Below are 752 nucleotides of genomic sequence, written 5' to 3' on the forward strand. Positions count from 1 at the left end.
ATGCGCAGGCGCGAGGAGGCAAGCCCGAGGAGTTTACGTTTCTCGGCTTCACCCACTATTGCGGCAAGACCAAGAAGGGTCACTTCAAGGTCAAGCGCCGCACCAGCCGCAAGAAACTCGGGGCTAGTGGTCTAGAGTGAAAGTCCTAATACTGTTTCTGGGCGATCGATGGCATCCTACTCATCTGTCTTGAGTTTCGCCGACGAGTTGATGACACGATGCCACGCTGCACCCCGATTCCCGTTTCCCTCACCGACAAAGAACGTACCCAGTTGGAGGCGTTGGTGCGTCAGCACACCACGGCGCAGCAACTGGCGATCCGAGCCCGAATCATTCTCGCCGCCGACGCCGGCAAGGGGATGCACGAAACGGCCGCCACGTTGCAGGTCAGTCGCTCGTTGGTCCAACGCTGGCGCCGCCGCTGGCGCGAGCGCGCGGATCACCCGGTGCTCGAGCGTCTGAGCGATTGCCCGCGTTCGGGGACACCGCCGACCTTCACCCCCGAGCAGATCTGCGCCATCATCGCCCTGGCGTGCGAGCCTGCGGTCCGCGAAGGGGTGAAGCTGACGCGCTGGACCCATGCGGACTTGGCCGAAGAGGCCAAGGCGCGCGGGATCGTCGAAGACATCTCCGCGCACTCCATCGGACGCTTCTTACGCGAGATCGATCTCAAGCCGCATCGCGTACAGGGCTGGATCAACACCCCGCGCGCTGGTGATTTCGCCAAGCGCTGTCGCGATGTCTGCGAGACC

Annotated in this window: 1 protein-coding gene; it reads left to right on the plus strand. The window is 63.2% G+C overall.

Going from position 1 to position 752, the window contains the following annotated elements; all coding sequences use genetic code 11:
• Positions 1-218: 218 nt before the first annotated feature.
• Positions 219-752 (plus strand): helix-turn-helix domain-containing protein (locus tag CKO23_RS24975; protein ID WP_242482594.1); only part of this gene is annotated, 534 nt, incomplete at its 3' end.

Source organism: Thiocystis violacea (genome assembly GCF_016583565.1).
Taxonomy (GTDB): Bacteria; Pseudomonadota; Gammaproteobacteria; order Chromatiales; family Chromatiaceae; genus Thiorhodococcus; species Thiorhodococcus violaceus_A.